At 39.0% G+C, this 20,471-nt stretch carries 10 protein-coding genes; 4 read left to right on the top strand and 6 right to left on the bottom strand.

Translation table 11 applies throughout. The annotated features are described in order from the left end of the window. Positions 1-226: 226 nt before the first annotated feature. Entirely contained in the window at positions 227-1,549 is a 1,323-nt protein-coding gene (locus BLV90_RS06375; RefSeq protein WP_091738353.1) for an arsenic transporter, read from the bottom strand. 769 nt (positions 1,550-2,318) lie between these two features. Here BLV90_RS06375 and BLV90_RS06365 point away from each other — a divergent pair. Together BLV90_RS06365 and BLV90_RS06360 are read left to right on the top strand one after the other, a co-directional pair. Next, positions 2,319-9,905, top strand: a complete 7,587-nt coding sequence (locus BLV90_RS06365) for a non-ribosomal peptide synthetase (protein ID WP_091738031.1) — start codon at positions 2,319-2,321, stop codon at positions 9,903-9,905. Positions 9,906-10,290: 385 nt separating this feature from the next. Beyond that, positions 10,291-10,809 (top strand): GNAT family N-acetyltransferase, encoded by a 519-nt coding sequence (locus tag BLV90_RS06360; RefSeq protein ID WP_091738028.1) that lies wholly within the window; start codon positions 10,291-10,293, stop codon positions 10,807-10,809. A gap of 193 nt (positions 10,810-11,002) precedes the next feature. Here BLV90_RS06360 and BLV90_RS06355 read toward each other — a convergent pair whose 3' ends face one another. The 3 genes from BLV90_RS06355 to BLV90_RS06345 all read right to left on the bottom strand — a co-directional run bounded on the left by BLV90_RS06355 (position 11,003) and on the right by BLV90_RS06345 (position 13,563). After that, positions 11,003-11,791, bottom strand: coding sequence for a class I SAM-dependent methyltransferase (locus BLV90_RS06355; RefSeq protein WP_177167924.1), 789 nt, complete (start codon positions 11,789-11,791; stop codon positions 11,003-11,005). Between the two features lie 20 nt (positions 11,792-11,811). Further along, on the bottom strand, positions 11,812-12,582 hold the full coding sequence (locus BLV90_RS06350; RefSeq protein WP_091738022.1) for a class I SAM-dependent methyltransferase: 771 nt from the start codon (positions 12,580-12,582) through the stop codon (positions 11,812-11,814). A 141-nt stretch (positions 12,583-12,723) separates the two neighbouring features. After that, entirely contained in the window at positions 12,724-13,563 is an 840-nt protein-coding gene (locus tag BLV90_RS06345) for a glycerophosphodiester phosphodiesterase (protein ID WP_245726271.1), read from the bottom strand. Between the two features lie 307 nt (positions 13,564-13,870). Here BLV90_RS06345 and BLV90_RS06340 point away from each other — a divergent pair, with 307 nt between their 5' ends. Then, positions 13,871-15,379, top strand: a complete 1,509-nt coding sequence (locus tag BLV90_RS06340) for an FG-GAP-like repeat-containing protein (RefSeq protein WP_091738019.1) — start codon at positions 13,871-13,873, stop codon at positions 15,377-15,379. Positions 15,380-15,649: 270 nt separating this feature from the next. Beyond that, positions 15,650-17,311 (top strand): glycoside hydrolase family 13 protein, encoded by a 1,662-nt coding sequence (locus BLV90_RS06335; RefSeq protein WP_091738016.1) that lies wholly within the window; start codon positions 15,650-15,652, stop codon positions 17,309-17,311. Between the two features lie 189 nt (positions 17,312-17,500). Here the strand turns inward: BLV90_RS06335 and BLV90_RS06330 are convergent, their stop codons facing one another. Continuing rightward, positions 17,501-18,292, bottom strand: coding sequence for an endonuclease/exonuclease/phosphatase family protein (locus BLV90_RS06330; RefSeq protein WP_091738013.1), 792 nt, complete (start codon positions 18,290-18,292; stop codon positions 17,501-17,503). A 4-nt stretch (positions 18,293-18,296) separates the two neighbouring features. After that, on the bottom strand, positions 18,297-19,955 hold the full coding sequence (locus BLV90_RS06325; protein ID WP_091738009.1) for a PTS transporter subunit IIBC: 1,659 nt from the start codon (positions 19,953-19,955) through the stop codon (positions 18,297-18,299). Between the last annotated feature and the right edge of the window lie 516 nt (positions 19,956-20,471).

Genomic DNA, 20,471 nt, shown 5'->3' with positions numbered 1-20,471 from the left:
TTTCTATTAGTTTTTTTAAGGTCGATAACTCCATGTTTTCTATACAGCTTTAGGAACAAGAAAGCTTGGCACCTCTTTAATATTAGTATACGCCTATGTGTTACGATTATTGGAAACTAGCTACCTAGTACTTTCTGGATTGGTAAATAGCCATAATATTTATTATAGGTTTAACCTGAGGGACTAAATGATAAAACCTACTATCAGTATGATGTTTCCCTCCTGGCTAAAACAACCAAGAAACCCAATAATACAAGATAATTAACGTAAATAACGTTGCAGGAGGGATGACGATAAACGTGACTTTTACATACTGCCACCACGTAATTTTTACATTCTCACGATTTATTATATGCATCCACATTAATGTAGCTAGTGTCCCTATTGGAAGAAGTAACGATCCCATGTCGCTTCCGATAACATTTGCCAGATACGAGATTTTTAAAGTGAGCGGATTGAGATGCATTTCCGTTAGCGCGAGTGTTCCAACCATTAACGCTGGGTGATTATTAAAGAGATTGGATAGAACAGATAAGAGCATACCCATTATTATACTTGCATGCAGCAGATTTCCGGAAACTATGGGATCCATAAACTGAATAAGCCATATTGTTAAACCAATGTTATGCAATCCGTAAATAATCACGTACATACTAAAGGCGAAAACAAATATATACCACGGAGTTTTTTTCAGAATATCAATCGGCGATATTTTTAGAGAAATCCATCTCCATCCTAGCAATACGACAGAGCCAATGACGGCCATAACAGAGACAGGAATCCCAAAATACGAAGCGATAAAGAGGCTCACACGGACAGCAAGTACAAAAATGAGGATTTGGCGCATAAAACGAGAACGTTCCTTCTCCGATAAAGGAGGGGACACAGGTGTAAGTACATAGTATTTAGCGGCTGTAAGGCCGGATACCGTGTTAGGAATTGTTTTTGGAATACTCTTATAAAAACGAAGAAATAGTAGCATAGAAAGGAGCAATAAACCAAGAGTGGCTGGAAAAAACATCATCGCCGCTTGCATATATAAATCCATATGCACAATTTTCAATGCTATTAAATTTACGATATTGCTTACCCCAATCGGGGCACTGGAAGCAGTGGCAATTAGTGCTCCAGACAGCAAATACGGTATTTTTTGATGGTTTTCCAAGTCCATTTTATTCAGTAAGAACACTATAATCGGTGTCGCAATCAAAATGCTACCATCGTTATTGAAAAAAAGTGTCATCAAAAAACATAGGAGGTTGACATACCAGAATAAGCGAATGCCTGATCCTTTCGCTTTGACGGCGATCCTCTCTGCCATCCAGTGAAAGAATCCAAAGCTTTCTAAGACAATAGCCATCACAATTGTGGCTATAATGGTGATGGCTGCACCGCTTATTGTTTCTGCGATTTGACCCACGTCCGATAATGAAACACTTCCAATGAGTATGACAAGAATCGCACCTATCGTCGCAGGAATTGCTTCATTAATTCCTCTAGGTCTCCAAAGAATAAACAATAGTGTAACCAACATAGTTATAATTGTCATCAAAACCAATGGTTGAAACCTTCTTTCCTATAGGAGCGTTTGCCATTACTCTATTATATGTAAGAAGATATAATAGAGTTTGGACAAAAGACAACGGTAAGCATTTTCCCTATGCAGCTGAAAATGATGAAATGACCGCTATCCTTGATTCCGATCCTAGAAAGACAACCATTGATGAAACAAAATTTAATCTAAGTAAAAAAGTGATTGGAAAATGAGGAATTGAAGAGCATACGGTATTCGCCGGGTGCTCTTTTTTTTGCCCGAGAGGTCCAAAGATCAGAACTCATTTTGACAAAGCGATAGGATTTTACACGAGACAGACGAGGAAGCGTGAGTTTTTTACCCCTTCCCAAGTGTGATCATATTCGTATATAATAAAATAAATTATAAGGTCTACTAATGTATAAATTTATTAAATATTACTTGAATTCCATAAAGTAGCAAACCATTATCATTAACTAATCCATCGGATGTAGTAAGTTTGTATTTAACCAATTTTTAACGGAATGGAATGAAACCAGGTGGTAGCCAATCGAAACCGGGTTGGATGAAGGTTGCAAAATCAAGTGAAGTAGAAGAGCGGATTCTTTTCGCATCCAAAGAACATTTTGTAAGAAGGGCCTTTGCGTATTTATGGTTGGGTAGACCGTCTAAGCTTGGAGTTGGAGTAGATCCTATCAGTAGAGGATGGGGCTCCCAAGAATCCTTGCCTTAAGGCAGTGGATTGTAAATAGTGATATGCCCTATTCTAAGGAGGAATAGTATTATGGATACAAAATTAGAAAACCCTAAGTTGATAACCGAAAAACAATACGATGTAACAGAAAACCAGAAGGTATTATGGTTGGCTCGTCAAATGGACTTAGAAGCTGGTATTTATAATGAACCCGTTTCTATACAAATAAAAGGAAATTTAGATCGTAAAAGACTGCAAAGAGCCTTGCAACATGTTGTAGAGAAACATATAGCGTTACAAATGAATATTGTATCCACGAATGAAGGTTTAAAACAAATTAAACAAGAACAGTTATATGTAGATTTGGAATTTTATGACTGGCCATCCTATTCTATGTTTGAAAAAAATCAAATGTTGGAAGAATCATTAATATCAAACCTTCACACAAGATTTAATTTAACCTCAGATGCCTTGTTTCGGTTTCAACTGTATCGATTGGAGTCAAATGAATATTTCCTTCATCTGATGTTCCATCATATTATTTTTGATGGTTGGAGTTTAGGATTATTCCTGAAAGATTTAGAACGAGCTTATTCATCAAATCAAACTATTGAAATGGAAAAAAACGATGATGGAATAAACGAATATAAAAAGCTTCTAAATAAACATCAAAATTATATCGGATCGGAAGAGTATGCTTCTTCTGGGGAGTATTGGCGTGCGAAATTAGACGGCACATTATCGTGGAGTGAATTTCCAACAAGGTCCGCAAGATCGCTTGTAACAACATATCAAGGAGGTGCTTTACAATCTGCTATAACGCCTACTCTGTCTAATTTTGTAAAACAATTTTCCAAGGAAAATCATGTGAGCTCATACCGTGTATGGCTTAGCATTTACGTTGTATTGTTACATCAGATGACAAATCAGACAGACCTGTTAATTGGAATGCCAATAAACACCAGAAGTCGTGATGAACGAGAGCGAGAGGTATTTGGTTACTTTGTGAACATCGTTCCGGTGCGCATAGCATTTTCACCAAACGAAACGTTTACAGAGTTAGTTCAAAAAGTGAATAAAACGGTACAAGAAGCTATCGTGCATCGGCATTTTCCAATGAACCATTTGATCCAGCAATTAGATAAGAATCGAAAAGGAAATAAACTGTCTTTATATTCAACAGTATTTAACATGGTAAAACTCCCGAAATTGAAAATGGAAAACTTTGAAACGAAAGTCATCACTCATCAGAAGCGAGTAAGTGTTTTTGATATGGTATGGCGATTAGTTCAAAATCAAGGAGATTCTTTAAATCTTGAAATTGACTTTAATTCTGGCATGTATGATGAAAAAGACATTCAGAATTTTGTAGATAGGTTTCAAAATATACTACGGGTATTGCTGGAAAATAGTAAGATGCCTATAGGCCATTTGGAATTACTTTTACCGCAAGATTATGATGTATATCAACGTAATTACACATTTGCTGAGAGCGATGTACTGTCTAAACCATTAGATCAACTCATTGATGTACAAGCGGATACACAGCCAAATGGTATTGCTATAACGATGGGCCAGCAGAGTATCACTTATCAAGAATTACGGACCTTGTCAGATCGAATGGCGCAAACTTTACTTCATCAAGGGTTGCAAAAACAAAATCGAGTAAGCATTATTATGGATCGTAGTATAGAGGCCATTGTGTCTATGATTGGAGTTCTAAAGGCAGGAGGTACTTATGTACCTGTAGATCCAGATTTTCCGATAGATCGGGTTCTTTTCATCTTACAAGATAGTGAATCTACTCATATTATTACAAGTCAAAAGGTTAGTTTACAACCTTTTCAAGTAGGCAAACAAGTGATTATATATGAAGACATGCCTACACAATTCATTGCTGAAAAAAGAAAACATACAAATTCAATAGATGATGCTGCCTATATCATTTATACATCTGGCTCTACCGGAAATCCTAAAGGTGTATTAATTCCTCATCAGGGAGTCATTCACTTTATACAATCCTTGAAAGGTACGTATCATTTACAGCAAAGTCATGTACACTTGCAATTTGCATCGCTTAACTTTGATGCATCTGTCTGGGAAATCTATAGTTGCTTGCTTACTGGAGGAAGACTGTATGTTTTATCTGAAATGGAAAGGAAATCTTCCAGTTACTTCATGGAAGCGATTCAAAAACAACAAGTCAATTTCTGTCTTTTACCTACTGCGTTTTTCCATATCTTAACGCAAGCGTCTGTTGATGAATTAAAAAAATTGAAATCATTGAACTATATATTTGTTGGAGGTGAGACATTACTACCGGAAACGGTTCGCAAATGGCAAGATAAGGTCGGATTGTTAATTCCGGTTGTAAATGCATATGGTCCAACAGAATCGACAGTATGTGTTGCCACCTATCCGATTATCGACAAGATAAATGCAACACAGACCAATATACCGATTGGAAGATCATTATCACATACACAAATTTACATTTTGAACGAACAACAGCAAATTTGTCCGCCATATGTTCCTGGAGAGATTTATATTGGTGGAAGTAGCCTTGCACAACAATATATTAATCAACCCGATAAAACGAAAGAGGCATTTGTGACTGTACAATCACCAAATTCCTCCATGGAGAGAGTATATAAAAGTGGTGATCAGGGTCGTATTACACAAGATGGACAAATTGAATTTTTAGGGCGTATAGATAAGCAGGTGAAGATTCGTGGATATCGTATCGAGTTAGAAGAGATTGAAGAGCAACTACTTCAACACCCAGCTATTCAGCATGCATCGGTAATCGTTCATCAGAATAAAAATGGTGATCAGCAATTGATTGCTTTTTATATATTGCAAAAAGGGACTAGTGTGAATGCTGAAGATATCCAAGGATACCTTTCGAAAAAGTTACCTTATTATATGCTGCCGAATTACATGCAAGGTGTAGGTGAGCTTCCCTTCACACCGAATGGAAAGATAGATTATAAGTCACTACAAAAGCAAGTGGGCTCCTTGTTAGAAAACCGTACCCATAAGTATATTCCGCCCAATACAGATACTGAAGTGCAATTACAAAGTATCTGGGCAGAAGTTTTACGAATGAATGCTGATCAGATAAGTATCGATGATGATTTTTTCACAATAGGTGGGCATTCTCTCCTCACAGTCCAAGTCATTAATCGGATTCAATCTAGATTCCATGTGCAGATCAGTTTAAAAGACCTTTATGTATATCGAACCATTCATGCATGTGCTGACTATATCGATCAATTACAGCCTATAGGTATCGAGAACATCGTCACGCAAATTCCTGAACGGACGTATTATCCGTTATCACATGCCCAAAAAAGACTTTGGTTTTTATACAAAAGGTTTCCAGAGGATAGAACGTATGACATCCCTGTTCAGGTGAAAATACGGCCTGGTATAAAAGAAGATATATTGAACAAATCTTTGTATGAAATTGCAAAAAGGCATGAAATCTTCCGAACGGTTTTCATGGAAAAACAAGGGGAGCCAGTGCAACACATTCACGAAGAGATACATGCTACATCTACACACGTGGATATAACCCATATTGACAAGAGAAAACGAGCAGCCTATCGGCTGAAGAGTATTGAAGAGATTGATTCTAAGGCCTTTGAGTTTGAACGAGGTCCGTTATTCCGAGCAATATTATTCTCAGAGAGTGAAGATTGCTCTTGGTTATATTTGAATTTCCATCATATTATTATGGATGAATGGAGTTTACAACGATTTATAAAGGAATTGTTGGAGATATATAATGCAATATTGCAAGATACGCTTGTTTATGCTACTAAACCAACGGCCCGATATGTAGATTATGTTGCATGGCAAAACGAACATCTAGCCGTAGGAACATGGGACACAGAAAAGCAATATTGGGAACAGGAGTTTAAAGGCGAGTTACCTCAATTATCACTGCCATATGATCGGATGCATCCTAGTACTCCTTCTAATCGCGGTGGAGTGCTTTCTAAGAAGATGGATTCTGTGTATTTGTCAGATATAAAAAAGATTGCAGAACAAGAGGGAGTCTCCCTATTTATTTTGCTATTCGCTGTGTATACACAATTTTTACAGCAGATATGCGGGCAGAATGACCTCATTGTAGGAACGCCTGTGACAGGCAGGCAACATGAAGCATTTGAAGATGTACAAGGCTTCTTTGTAAACACGGTTGCCATTCGAGTAAATACAACAGGCACTTCTACAATGAAAGAATTGTGTGAAGTCGTAAAAGAGAAATCTCTTTTGGCATTCCAGCATCAAAATTATCCGTTTGATAAAGTAATTGAAGTAGTAAACCCTGACCGAATAAATGAAAATCCCATTTTCCAAACGATGTTTAGTTATCAGCAGAATCTAGTAGAACAATGTAAATCGCATCAACTGAACATAGAGCCAGTAAATCAAGCGATTAGTAAATTTGAGTTATCTCTTACATTTGTGGAAACAGAAGATGACCTAGTGATGGACTTGGAATACAATGCTGATCTATTTGAAAGAGAAACGATTTCACGTTTTGCAGAACAACTGTTTCAACTGATTCAGCTCATACAGACCGATTTTACGACTCCTCTTTGTCAATTGGATATGTTGAGTGAGACAGATAAAACGGTGTATGAAAAATTGAACGATACGTATATGCCGATGCCCTTACAATCGTCTATACAGGAACGTTTTTATCAGCAAGTGCATAATAGACCCCACGCGATTGCAATTTCTACAGAGGATGGTTCGTATACCTATGAAGAGGTGAATCAATATTCTAATCAAATTGCTCATTATTTGATTGAAAAAGGAATGCAACACAGTGATGTAGCTACCATTTTCTTAGATCGTAGTGTCGAAAGTATCTTATGTATGCTAGGGGTACTTAAATCTGGCGGTACCTATGTGCCAATTGATGTCAAATATCCATCGGAACGTGTATCTTATATATTAAATGATAGTAAGGCAAAGCTGATTCTAACAAATAAGTCTCTGAAAAAAGAATCACTATCACATGATGGAAACGTAGTTGTCATAGAAGATATGTTAGCATCGTCTGCGACTCAAGACATCTTAAACAAAAACACAGCAGAAGATACAGCTTATATGATTTACACATCTGGATCCACGGGAAATCCAAAAGGTACATTACTCCGCCATGCGGGCGTACTCAATTTAGTGGAATGGCGTTCACGAGCATTTCATATAACAGAGCAAGATGTAGTTTCCCAATTTGCTTCTCACAGTTTTGATTCGTCTGTAGCAGAAATTTTTTCGGCTTTATTAACGGGAGCAACACTTCACCTGTTAAATGAGGAACAACGGTATTCCCCACAGGCATTTTTCGATGCAGTTGCTACTTATAACATTACGATTTCAGATGTGGCAACAGCCTTTTTTAAACAATTAGCATATGGATTATCTTCAAAACATCTCGTTTCGTTAGATAGTTTACGTGTGTTAATTATTGGAGGAGAAGCTGCATCGGCAGAAGCTATTCGACAATGGCAATCTAATGTGGACAGTACGGTAAAAATCGTTAATGAATATGGTCCTACGGAAACAACGGTTAGTTCTTTGTTTTACACTATTCCTACCGAATTAGGCAGTAGTGTCACTCATATTCCTATTGGAAAGCCTATTACTAATACAAAAGCTTATATTTTAAATGAAAACATGCAGCTGTGTCCTATTGGAGTAATAGGCGAACTGTACATTGAAAGTGTTGGAACAGCAGTCGGGTATGTAAATCAGCCAGAAAGAACCAAACAATCATTTTTGCCTAACCCGTTTTCTAAAGAAAAGCATTCTATTTTATACCGAACAGGCGATCTAGCGCGACTATCACTAAATGGAAATATAGAGTATATGGGTAGACGTGATAGACAAGTGAAAATAAGGGGATATCGTATTGAACTAGGTGAAATTGAGGATGTACTTGTGCAAGAGCCTCGTATTCAACAAGCGGTGGTTCTACCTGATAAGGAAGGAAATGAATTGCATGCCTATTTCACTGTTTATAACCAAGCAAAAGTAGGTACTGAAGAAGCATATAATCATGTTTCCGCAATATTACCGGAATATATGGTACCAAAAGGATATGTTTGTGTACCAGAGATTCCTGTCACCCAAAATGGCAAAATCGATGTTCAAAAATTACTAGAGCAGAATCAGATACAGTACAGGAAAAGTAGCAAACTCCAACCACCTGTTACAGAAACACAAAAGATACTAGCTAATGTTTGGGAAGAAGTATTAGACATCAAAGAGTTAAACATACAAGATGATTTCTTTGCTCTAGGAGGACACTCATTAAAAATTATGCCTGTTTTGGTGAGACTAAAACCTTACTTTCCTAACTTGCGTATACAGGATTTCTTTCGCTATCCTACAATAGAAGAAATGGCGGGGAAAATAGAGGCAGATGCGCTTCAACAAGGAAATAGGTTAACACCAGTTGTGGAAGAGTTTAAGGAAAACCAAATTCATCTTTCTGAGCAAGAAAACAGAAAGAAATGGGATGAAATAATACAACAACCACCTCGTTGTGTATTATTAACAGGTGCAACAGGTTTCCTTGGTTCCTCTATCTTAGAACAGCTACTAGGTTTTCCTGAGACAGTGATTTATTGCCTAGTTCGAAATCAAAAACAAACTTCAATAGAACAAAAAGTGCGAGAAAAAATGCAGTTTTACTTTGGGAGTTCTATTATAGAAAAAATGGAAAATCGCGTTCATTTCATTGAAGGAGATTTGAGCAAAGAATATTTGGACTTAACACCAAATATTAGAGAACAATTGATTCAGGATATAGACTCGATCATCCATTGTGGTGGAGATGTGCGTCATTACGGAGACAGAGAGTATTTTATACAGGTCAATGTGGAATCTACTAAATACTTATTGCAAATGAGTAAAGACGCACAAGCGCGTTTTCACTATATCTCAACAACTAGCATTTCTGGACATGCTCCTCATGATGCTAAAGAATTTCTGTTTTCTGAACGAGAATTTGACAGGGGACAGCAGTTAGAGAATGTGTATGTAGAAAGTAAATTTATGGCAGAAAAATTAGTAAGAGAAGCAATGAAAAAGGGTGTACCAGCAACAGTGTATCGTGTAGGAAACCTAGTAGGGGATACGCTTGGCGGAAGGTTTCAAGAGAATATTGAAGGTAGTGCTTTTTATCGATTGATAAAAGCTATCTTAATCCTAAAAATGGCACCGGACATCCATACGTACATTGATCTAGTACCCATCGATTTTGGTAGTAAAGCCATTGTGCAATTGGCGTGTACAAAGGGTACAGAAGGAGAAACTTTTCATATTTGCAATCCTGTTCAATTGGAATGGAAGCAGTTTATTGAATACTTGAGACAGAACGGCCATCCTATCGATATGGTAAGCAATGAACTTTTTTTCAACTTGTTTGAAGATGATACATTATCTGACGAACAGAAATATGCATTGGAATTGATAGTGCCTTTACTAGAAGAAACAGCTGAAAATTCTTTAGCAATCCCAACGTGTCAATATACGCAACGCATTTTGCAAGCAGTTGATACGGTATGCGAATTTCCTGATGCAAAGTTTGTATCTAATTTGATAGAATACGGATCCCGTAGAGGATTTTTCCCACCTCAACAGAGAACATAATCCGATTTTCGCTTCAAAGATATTTAGAGCACCATATGTACTAAAGCTTCTCTCACAAAGAATTTTTACGTGGTTATTGATCGCAAAGCGCTGACAGTGATGAATCGACAAAACCCTGGTGATGAGTAGAAATAGCTAACGTCCTCTAGCTTTGTCAGAGGACGTTTTTTTCTGGATAGCTCTCCTCTTAAATGGCGTCTTCACCGTTGCCGCTTAAACTTCTTTCCTATAGGAGCGTTTGCCATTACTCTATTTTATGTAAGAAGATATAATAGAGTTTGGACAAAAGACAACGTAAGCATTTTCCCCATTGCGTTCTAGCCAAAGAGGACATCTAAGCTATTCTGTGGTTAGAAAAAATAACAGTAGTAGGGTGGTACCCTAAATGGAGAATGAGAAGATGTCAATACAAGATTTTTTTATTTTTAATTGTCTAGAAGAAAAGGATTTACCATTATTACATCGATGGTTTCAAGAGCCCCATGTCAAGAAATGGTGGCCTGTTCCGAAAGAAAAAGAAGATTTTTTCGACTCTTATTTGAAGCGAATCCATTCGACTGAAATTTCTCTATATTTTGTTTCGTACGGCAATATTCCCATTGGTTTTTTACAGGCCTATCCCGTCGATCGTTCAAAAGAAACCTGGCTACCAAAGTTGCCTAAAAATACTATTGGTATCGATCAATTTATTGGGGAAATTGATTTTGTTGGGAAAGGATATGGGACAAGTTTTATTAAGAAATTTATTGACCAGCTGTTAGCTGAAAATAATGAAATGACCGTTATCCTTGATCCCGATCCTAGAAATAAGGCGGCCATTAGGTGCTATGAAAAAGTTGGCTTTGTTCGAGTAGGTATATTCCCGAGAAAAGGTGATCTAGCATTATTAATGCGCTATAATTAGTGAACTATGTTTTGATATAGAACGCCCCGCCTATGGCTTCTAGAAGCCTCATAGCGGGGTGTTACTCGTCGTACGTGTCCGGTCTACATGTCAGTCAAAAAGCTTTGCAAAGGCTTTTTTTCACTGCTGACGAGCTAGGTGGTGAGAGAAAGGGTCGCGTGAAAATGTGGAAATCAATAAAATGGAGGTTTATTTAACTACCTACCTTGGTTCCAGTCCATACTGTCCAGCGATCACGGTCAGGAATATTAGTAAGGATTCCTTGGGTGGTATATTCCTGATGAATTTTCTGGGTGAGAGAGAGAAGTTCAACATCGGAGAGATCATGTAGAATAGAGCGGCCCGTTCGATTGAGAATCTCCTTTTCCAACTCATCCAGGGTGTTATAGGTACATCGCGTCTCCCAGAGAGTTTCGGATTTGATTTCACTCCATCCTGCGATGTTCATCGCATGGGAGACATCTTCTCTGTGATGGCGCCGAGCGATTTCGATTTTTTGTAACTCTGAACAGTAGGACATGATGTAGCCACGCAAGTGATGGGGTTCCGCAGGGAGAAGACAATCTTCTGGTGTTCGATCTTGGATCAATAATGTGCCACCCGTCTTTAAAATGCGCCGACACTCAGCAAGAATGGGGGCAAGGTCGGTCAGGTGATGAATGACTGCTCGAAGGAAAAGTAGATCCGCTGTTTCATCAGCAAGACCGGTATCAGTTACGTCGCCTAGTTGCCAATGTACACGATCACTTGGTGTGGTCGCTTCCGCTTCTTTTAGCATCACTGGGGAGGAGTCGATACCGATTACTTGCTGGGCGCCCATGCCAAGAAAGACACGGCTATATATCCCACCACCACATCCTAGATCGACAATGACTTTACCTTGAGGATTTACTCTTTGTTTTAACCATCTACACCAGTCGAGATCAGCAGTACGAGAAGCATAGGAAGACCGATTATGCTCGGCAAAAAAATCGATAGGCAATGATGTACCCTCCTTGGTAATTACAAAGGGCGCTGAGCTGTCCAGAGTCCCTTGTGCAAAAGAAGATAAGGAGCTGGTGAAACAAGATCAAAGTCAAATAGTCGTTGCAAGGTGGGAGAGGAAGTCGATAGTAAACGGCGTACTTCTGAACGAGAGGCGAGAGGGGTATCTGCTCGACGGAACCAGTCTTCTAACTCAACGGTGTTTGTCCATTCGTGTTGAAGGGATATCGATGTAAGTCCTCCTGCTGCGATGTATTCTTGCCACTCATTTTTTGTCCAGGCATAGAAGTGGGATGGATCGCGTAAACGTTCGACTTCATTGATTAATAAGTTCGCCCCAGGTTCAGAGGGGGCATAGTTGTCAATGAAAATACATTTACCACCAGGCACGAGTACACGGCGGAATTCAAAAAAAGCGCGTTCGGGATGGGGAAAGTGGTGTGCAGCAATCCGACAGGTGACCAAGTCAAAAAGTTTGTCTGGGAAGGGGATCGCTTCTGCATCACCTTGAAACCAGGTGATATTGGTCAGCTTACGTTGGCGTGCCCCCTCCTCTGCAATTTGTAACATTCTTTCCGTTAGGTCCATACCAACGACACGGTTAGCGATTGAACTGAGGGTAAAAGCGGTATGTCCTGCACCTGTAGCTACATCCAGAGCAAGCATCGGTGAACCTGCAAGTTCTGAGATCCAGGTAAGGTCAGAACCGCTTGCGTGAATCGTGCTTTTTCGATAACTGGTTCCTGTCTGGGTAAATTGTTTTTGTACGGCTTGTTTGTTTTCCTCCATTAATTGAAACCTCCTGTTTCATTTAATGAAACTAGATTTCTTTGTATAAAACAAATATATCACATTTAGGGATGATATGAATGGGAAAATGTTTGGAATAGAAAAAACCTGAGACGTTTTCGTCCCAGGTTAACGTGTTCCTTACTTACCGAACTCAGGATAGTTGGAGATGATACCATCAACACCTGTGCTTCGTATCTTTGTTGCTGATTTTTTGTCAGGGAGGGTATAGGGGAGGGTCTTCATTTTTAGGTTGTGGATGCGTTTCACAAGGCTACTATTGACAAGTTTGTAGTTGGGGTTTATGTAGTCTGCAAAAGCTTTCCATTCCGTAAGCTTGTTATCGGAGACCCCCGATGCATATTCCGTTAAGCTGACAAGTACGCCTGTTTTTACTATGGGTTGGAGTTGGTTATATTTTTTAACCGAGGGAGCATTAAAGGATTGAACCACCACTTTATTTGGATCACGGGTCAGCCCTGTTTTAGTAACCATTTGGGCGACTTCCTTTTCAATTCCAGGGTAGAGTTCGGGTTTTTTCAGCTCGATAAGGATGCGGATGGGTTTATTTCGATAGCGGTTGAGTGTCTCTTCTAAGGTAGGAACTTTTTCACCGGCAAAGGATTTATCGAACCAGCTTCCTGCGTCTAGTTCACGGATTTGCTTGAGTGTAAGGTTTTTAACAGAACCTTTTCCGTTGGTGGTACGATCAACCGTTGTATCATGCATAATCACCAGACGCCCGTCTTTGGTTCGCTGGACATCCAGCTCAAAGGAGGTTGCCTTCATCGTAACTGCTTTATCAAAAGAAGCGATGGTGTTTTCAGGAGCATAACCGGAAGCCCCCCGATGAGCGACATTTTCAAAGGTACTCTGGGATTCTGCCAGTGTCTTATTCGCAGACCATTCACTGAAGGGAGAAATACCGACTAGGGCGAGCATCAGGGTGAAGACCGCTACCTTTTTTACCAATCGAAACACTTGGCAACCTCTCCTTATCGTGTGATCACTACATAGTGTAATTACGAGATATGAAGTGTGTATTAAGGAGAGGATAATGAGTGTGATAATTATGTAAATTTATCAGAGTTGTCGATCAGTTACAGAACCATTCAGGTTAAACGTTGGCTAATCGACAACCCTGCCGCAGGATGTTTTAGGGACCAATGAGGGTAACATCCGCAGTATTTGTTGCCTCTATTATGAAGCATACCGGCCGCTAATTAACCCTTTACCATATCGAAGCATAGGCTACTACTGGAAATGAGGTTCATGAGGAGGAATATTTATGGTTTGTCCCGCCTTTGTTACTACGGGCCCCTTTGCCACCGATACTACTCCAATCGGGGTTATTGGCGCTGATTTTAATAATGACGGCAATATCGACCTCGCTGTCACTAATGCCGGAAGTAACACCGTCTCCGTTTTTTTAGGAGACGGTAGCGGAACCTTTGGTGCTCAAACTACCTTTGCCACCGGAACTAGTCCAACCGGGATTACTAGCGCTGATTTTAGTAATAATGGTAATTTCGATCTCGCTGTCGTAAATGCAGGAGATGCTACCATCTCCGTTTTGCTAGGTGACGGTACTGGATCCTTCGGTCCTCAAACTACCTTTGCTACCGGAGGTAATTCAAGCGGGATTACTAGCGCGGATTTTAATAATGACGGCAATCTGGATCTTGCTGTCACTAGTCTAGCAGATGGCACCGTCTCCGTCCTATTAGGAAACGGTAGCGGATCCTTTGGTCCTCAAACCACCTTTGCCACAGAAAATATTGCATTTGGGGTTACTAGTGCCGATTTTAATAATGACGGCAATCTGGATCTCGCTGTCTCCAATCAAGGAAGTAACACCGTCTCCATCATGCTAGGAAACGGTACTGGAGCCTTTGGTCCTCAAACCACCTTTGCCACCGGTGCTGCCCCAGCCGGGATCGTTAGCGCCGATTTTAATAATGACGGGTTTATCGATCTCGCTGTCGTTAATGCAGTAGATAACACCGTCTCCGTCTTGCTAGGAAACGGTACTGGAGCCTTTGGTCCTCAAACCACCTTCGCCACCGGAACGATTCCAGCTTTTGTGACAAGTCCAGACTTTAACTGTGATGGCATTCCGGATCTCGCTGTCACCAATCAAGTAGATAATACCGTCTCCATCTTGCTAGGAAACGGAAATGGTACCTTTGGTCCTCAAACTACCTTTGCCACCGGAACTAATCCAAACGTGCTCACTAGCGCCGATTTTAATAATGATGGGGCCCCTGACATAGCTACCGCCGATGCAAATGTTAACAGTGTCTCCGTCTTTCTCGACGACTGTGTCCGCCCTTTAACCTGCTCGGATCAAGTGCTACCCAATGATCCTGGAATCTGTGCAGCAACCGTTCCTTTCCCATCGGATCAGTGCGTCAATGTTGCCACTTCCTGCGATCCAGATACCGTAGCAGTGGGTAGTCCAACATCAGTCACTTGTACTGCAGCCAGTAACCTGAACCCAGCGAATATAGAAGCGTGTACCTTTACGGTCACGGTGAATGATACCGAACCGCCTGTCTTTACGAACCTTAGAGATATTGACGTTGAGGCGAATAACTCCATTGGAATGATCGTGACTTATCCCGATCCCACGGTCACCGATAATTGCCCGGGTGTGATCACGGCCACCTGCACTCCTACCTCGGGCTCTTTTTTCCCAGTGGGAGCGACGATTGTTACCTGTGTGGCCACGGATACGAATGGCAACTCCACTACCGGAACTTTTACGGTTACTGTCATCCCATTTGAGGAGGAGTAAGGTAGAATAACCTTACAATTTTACATTTCACTCCGTGAAAATAGTAATGGTTAATCGTGAAGTGAAATCCCAGGTGATACCGAACGATAAATCTCATGAGAAGGCTTCTTTGTGCGTTATTTTGGGATAGGCATTTCCAAAAAATGACCACAAGGGGGCTTTTTTTCTCCTAACTTTGGCTATTCGACATCCCTTGCAAACTCATCATATTTTGTTATGATTGCATTATGAAAATGCTTGCATTTATATACATAGGGGGGAGAAGGGGTTATGAGTAAAACATGGTGGAAAGAAGCGGTAGCATACCAAATTTATCCGCGTAGCTTTATGGATTCAAATGGTGATGGTATTGGAGATTTACAAGGTGTTATTTCAAAATTAGATTATATGAAGGATTTGGGGATCGATGTAATTTGGATTTGTCCGATGTACAAATCACCAAATGATGATAACGGTTACGACATTAGTGATTACCAAGATATTATGGATGAATTTGGGACGATGGAAGATTTTGATCAGCTATTAGAAGAAGTTCATAGCCGTGATATGAAGTTGATCATTGATTTAGTTATTAATCATACAAGTGATGAACATCAATGGTTTATCGAATCACGTTCTTCTAAAGATAATCCAAAACGTGACTGGTATATTTGGCGGGATGGAAAGAATGGTAAAGAGCCGAATAATTGGGAAAGTATTTTTAATGGATCGGCATGGGAGTATGATGAGAAAACAGACCAATATTATTTACACCTTTTCTCACGAAAGCAACCGGATTTGAATTGGGAAAATAAAGAGGTCCGTGAAGTATTATACAACACTGTTAATTGGTGGCTTGATAAAGGCGTAGATGGTTTTCGAGTGGATGCGATTAGTCATATCAAAAAAGAAGAAGGCTTGAAAGATATGCCTAATCCAGATGGATTAAAGTATGTTTCTTCATTTGACAAACATATGAATGTTGAGGGGATTCAACCGCTTTTAGAAGAGTTAAAAGAGAATACGTTCTCAAAGTATGACATCATGACTGTTGGTGAAGCGAACGGTGTAGATGTCCAAGATGCTGAACTTTGGGTTGGAGAGCAAAAAGGGAAATTTAATATGATATTCCAGTTTGAGCATGTAAGCTTATGGGATGCTGAAACAAAGAAAGATTTAGATGTTGTTGAACTGAAGCGTATTTTCACGCGATGGCAAAAAGGTTTAGAGAATAAAGGGTGGAATGCACTTTATATTGAAAATCACGATAGAACGCGGATTGTCTCTACCTGGGGCAACGATGGAGTATATTGGCGCGAAAGTGCAAAAGCTTTAGGTGCGATGTACTTCTTTATGCAGGGAACTCCATTTATTTACCAAGGACAAGAGATTGGTATGACAAATGTGCAGTTTCCAAATATTGAAGACTATAATGATGTTGCGGCAAAAAATCTATATCGTAAAAAACGCGAGGAAGGCGTTTCCCACGATGAGATTATGGAAATTATTTGGGCAAGCGCTCGGGATAATTCCAGAACACCTATGCAGTGGAATGACGATTTAAATGCTGGTTTTACGACAGGAACTCCGTGGCTGGGGATCAACACAAACTATCCGGACATTAATGTTCAGAAACAACAAACTGATGAGCATTCAATTTTAAATTTTTATAAACAAATGATTGCGTTGAAAAAGAAATACGAGGTATTCACCTACGGAGTCTATGATTTACTTTTAGAAGATCATCCGCAAATCTATGCGTATACGCGTACGCTAAACAATGAAAAAGTGGTTGTGATTAGCAATATATCAAAGGATCAAGTTGTATATGATGAGAATCAGTTCAAGTTAGAAAGTGATCGTCTGCTATTAAGTAACTACGAAGTCGAAGCACATGATAAGGTTACTACGATAACTCTAAAGCCTTATGAAACAAGGATTTATCAGGTTTAAAACAAAAAAGGATGCAACATAGCATCCTATCAGAGTGTGGAAAAAGCAACTCTTCGTTAAAAAGAGTTGCTTTTTCTTAATTTATCAGAGGGTACAATATCGACCTAAAACTGCGTTCAAGTAGGAGTGTCCCAAATGTACCCATAAGAAACCCTCATAGCTTATAGGCCATGAGGGTTTCTTCTATATTCATATATTTAGTTTCGCTTCAACCCCAAAGTGATCTGATATAACACGATAATTAATATCGTTGAAGATAACTTGGGAGGAGATCACCTCTATAGCTTGATTACTTAAAACGAAATCAATTCGTAGGTCTTGCTTATTCTCCTTCCAACCAGCAATTTTTCCTTTTACAGTCGTTCCATCATCTTTTTGTTTCGCCAATTCGTAAGTGTCATATAGACCCTGTTGCATGAGATAATCGTAGCCTGCTCCTCTCAAATGGGCATTATTATTGAAATCACCCATTAAGAAAGAAAGCTCTTGGTTGTTCACTTGCCCCATTAATCGATCTACTTGTTTTTGAAAGGGTTCTTCCTCATCATCCCACCAACCAAGATGGCATGAATAAATAGTTATCGGTTGATCTTTATAAGAGATGGTTGCACTAACGATTTTGCGTGTTTTCCAATTATTTGTGTCCTCGCTTTCTGATACAAAGAAAGATCTTTCTTTAATAATTGGACACTTCGTTAGAACTGCCAACCCCTCTTCAAATGTGGCAAAACCAAGATGCGAGAACCCCCAAACCATCTGGTAATCTACTACACCAAGCTTCTTCAGTTCATCAAGTAATACAATCCCATAATTATCTCGTTTATTGTCACCATATACATGTTCTGCTTCCATAGATTGACTTACTTCTTGCAATGCAATGACATCATACTTTTTTTCTTGAATTGTTTTTGCAAGGTATTTTATTTTTTCTATCTGGTTTTCTTCTTGCCAAGAATGGCAATTTAAAGTTAACACGTCCATGTGATTAAACTCCTAAGATATCTTGAATGTCTGATTTTATTATGTCCGCTTTCGGTCCATAAACTGCTTGGACCCCTTTATCTTTCACAATCAATCCTAAAGCCCCTTTTTGTTTCCACTTCGCTTCTTCTGCAACACCATCTGTCTCCTTCACTGTGACACGTAAACGTGTCATACAGGCATCTACATCAACAATATTATCTTTCCCGCCTAGCATTTCAATAACACTTGTTGCTAATGAGCCTTCCGTTCCATTTGTAGCCACATTGTTGTCTTCTTTTCCATCTGCAGTAGCATCTTCTTCACTTTCAGTATAATTACCAGCGCGTCCCGGCGTCGGTAAATTGAGCTTTTTAATTAAGAAATTGGCTATTGCGTAGTTTAATCCGAAAAATACAGCTGTTACAACAACAAAATTGATTAGATCTCTTGCTAAACCTGCTTTTATAAGCAATGGTGTCCGAGTTAACAACTCAATCAACCCAAGCGCGTGAACACGCAAGTTAATAAGGTCTGCTACAGCGAATGCTAATCCAGTTGTAATAGCATATACAATATACAATACGGGTGCAATGAACATAAACAAGAATTCGATTGGTTCGGTTACACCTGTTAGAAATACTGCTAATGCCGCAGAGAGGAACATGGGTTTATATTTATGACGCTTTTCTTTATCTACATTACGGTACATGGCCAATGCGATACCAAGTAATGCTCCAGATGAAAGAATAAGTTGTCCTACTTTAAAACGTGCTGGAACGACATTGTTTAATAAATCATTGTATGCTTTCATATCACCCTTAGCTAATAAGTTATTTAAATCTGTAATCCAAGCAAACCATAGGGGATCTTGTCCCACTACAGCTTGTCCTGCTTTTGCCCCTGACAGCATTGTATAGGTGCCACCAAGCTCGGTGTAATTTATTGGAATCGTTAACATATGATGAAGCCCAAATGGTAGTAATAAGCGTTCTAACGTTCCAAATACAAACGGTGCAAGAACGGGTGCACTATCCTTTGAAGTTGCAATCCAACGCCCAAATTCATTTAAACCACTTTGAAAGAGAGGCCATACAAACGATAATACAATCGCTGTAATTGTCGAACCGATGATTACCATAAATGGTACAAATCGTTTGCCATTAAAAAAAGCCAACGCATTTGGTAATTTGTCGAAGTTATAATATTTATTATAAAGTGTTGCTCCTAAAAACCCCGAAATGATACCAATAAATACTCCCATATTTAATGCTGGTGCACCAAGAATAGAAGTAAAATAATCTTTTACAAGTAAATCTCCAGCTAGTAATGAAGAAACCTTCGCTTTTGAATCCGTTAACATGGCACTGTCTACGTCAAAAATTGCACCTGTAATTCGATTGGTTACTACAAATGCTAATAATCCTGCAAGTGCTCCTCCAGCACGTTCCTTTGCCCAAGAACCCCCAATTGCTACTGCAAATAAAATGTGCAAGTTAGTAATAACGGACCAACCGATATCTTCCATGATTCTTGCAATTGTGCTAAGGAAACTGATATCGCCAGCTGTCATACCAAGTAATTTTCCGAGAGAAATCAATAAACCTGCAGCTGGCATCACAGAAATAACTACTAACAATGCTTTCCCAAACTTTTGCCAAAAGTCAAAAGACGTCAATTTCATCTGTATCTACCACTCCTTGTATAAAATACATTTTTCGTTGTATAAACATAAACCCATTGTAGTAAAAGCGTTTTCATATTTCAATAAGGGAATAATTTTACCACTTTAACAAATAGTACCATTCAAAATGGAATTATATTGAAATATTTAATGAGCACGTTTCGTGAAACATGCTCATTAATAATCGAGCAAAAAATTGAATAGAACAAAAAATAAATTAATTTGAAAAGGTTCCTTCTGATTTTGGTAGAAGTTTTTGTTTATATAAAGGGAAGTTTAAGATGTTGTTAGTAATAAAATATAAGAAAAATTGTTTGTATTTTAATAAGAAATACATTAGCATTAGTTGAAAAACCTTGTTATTTTTTAGAATTTGTTTTAAAATGTACACAAAAGCGAAAAGGTTATTCTGAGGGAAATTAACATCATTGTAAATGGGTTCATTTGGGCATATTGCTTTCATTTTCTCATTTTGCTAAAGGTCGCATACACTGAGGAAATAGGTATAAGAAGCTA

It is taken from the genome of Marininema mesophilum, from assembly GCF_900106775.1.
Taxonomy (GTDB): Bacteria; Bacillota; Bacilli; order Thermoactinomycetales; family DSM-45169; genus Marininema; species Marininema mesophilum.
The sequence above is the reverse complement of the archived record's forward strand: the minus strand, read 5'-3'. Positions and strand labels throughout refer to the sequence as shown.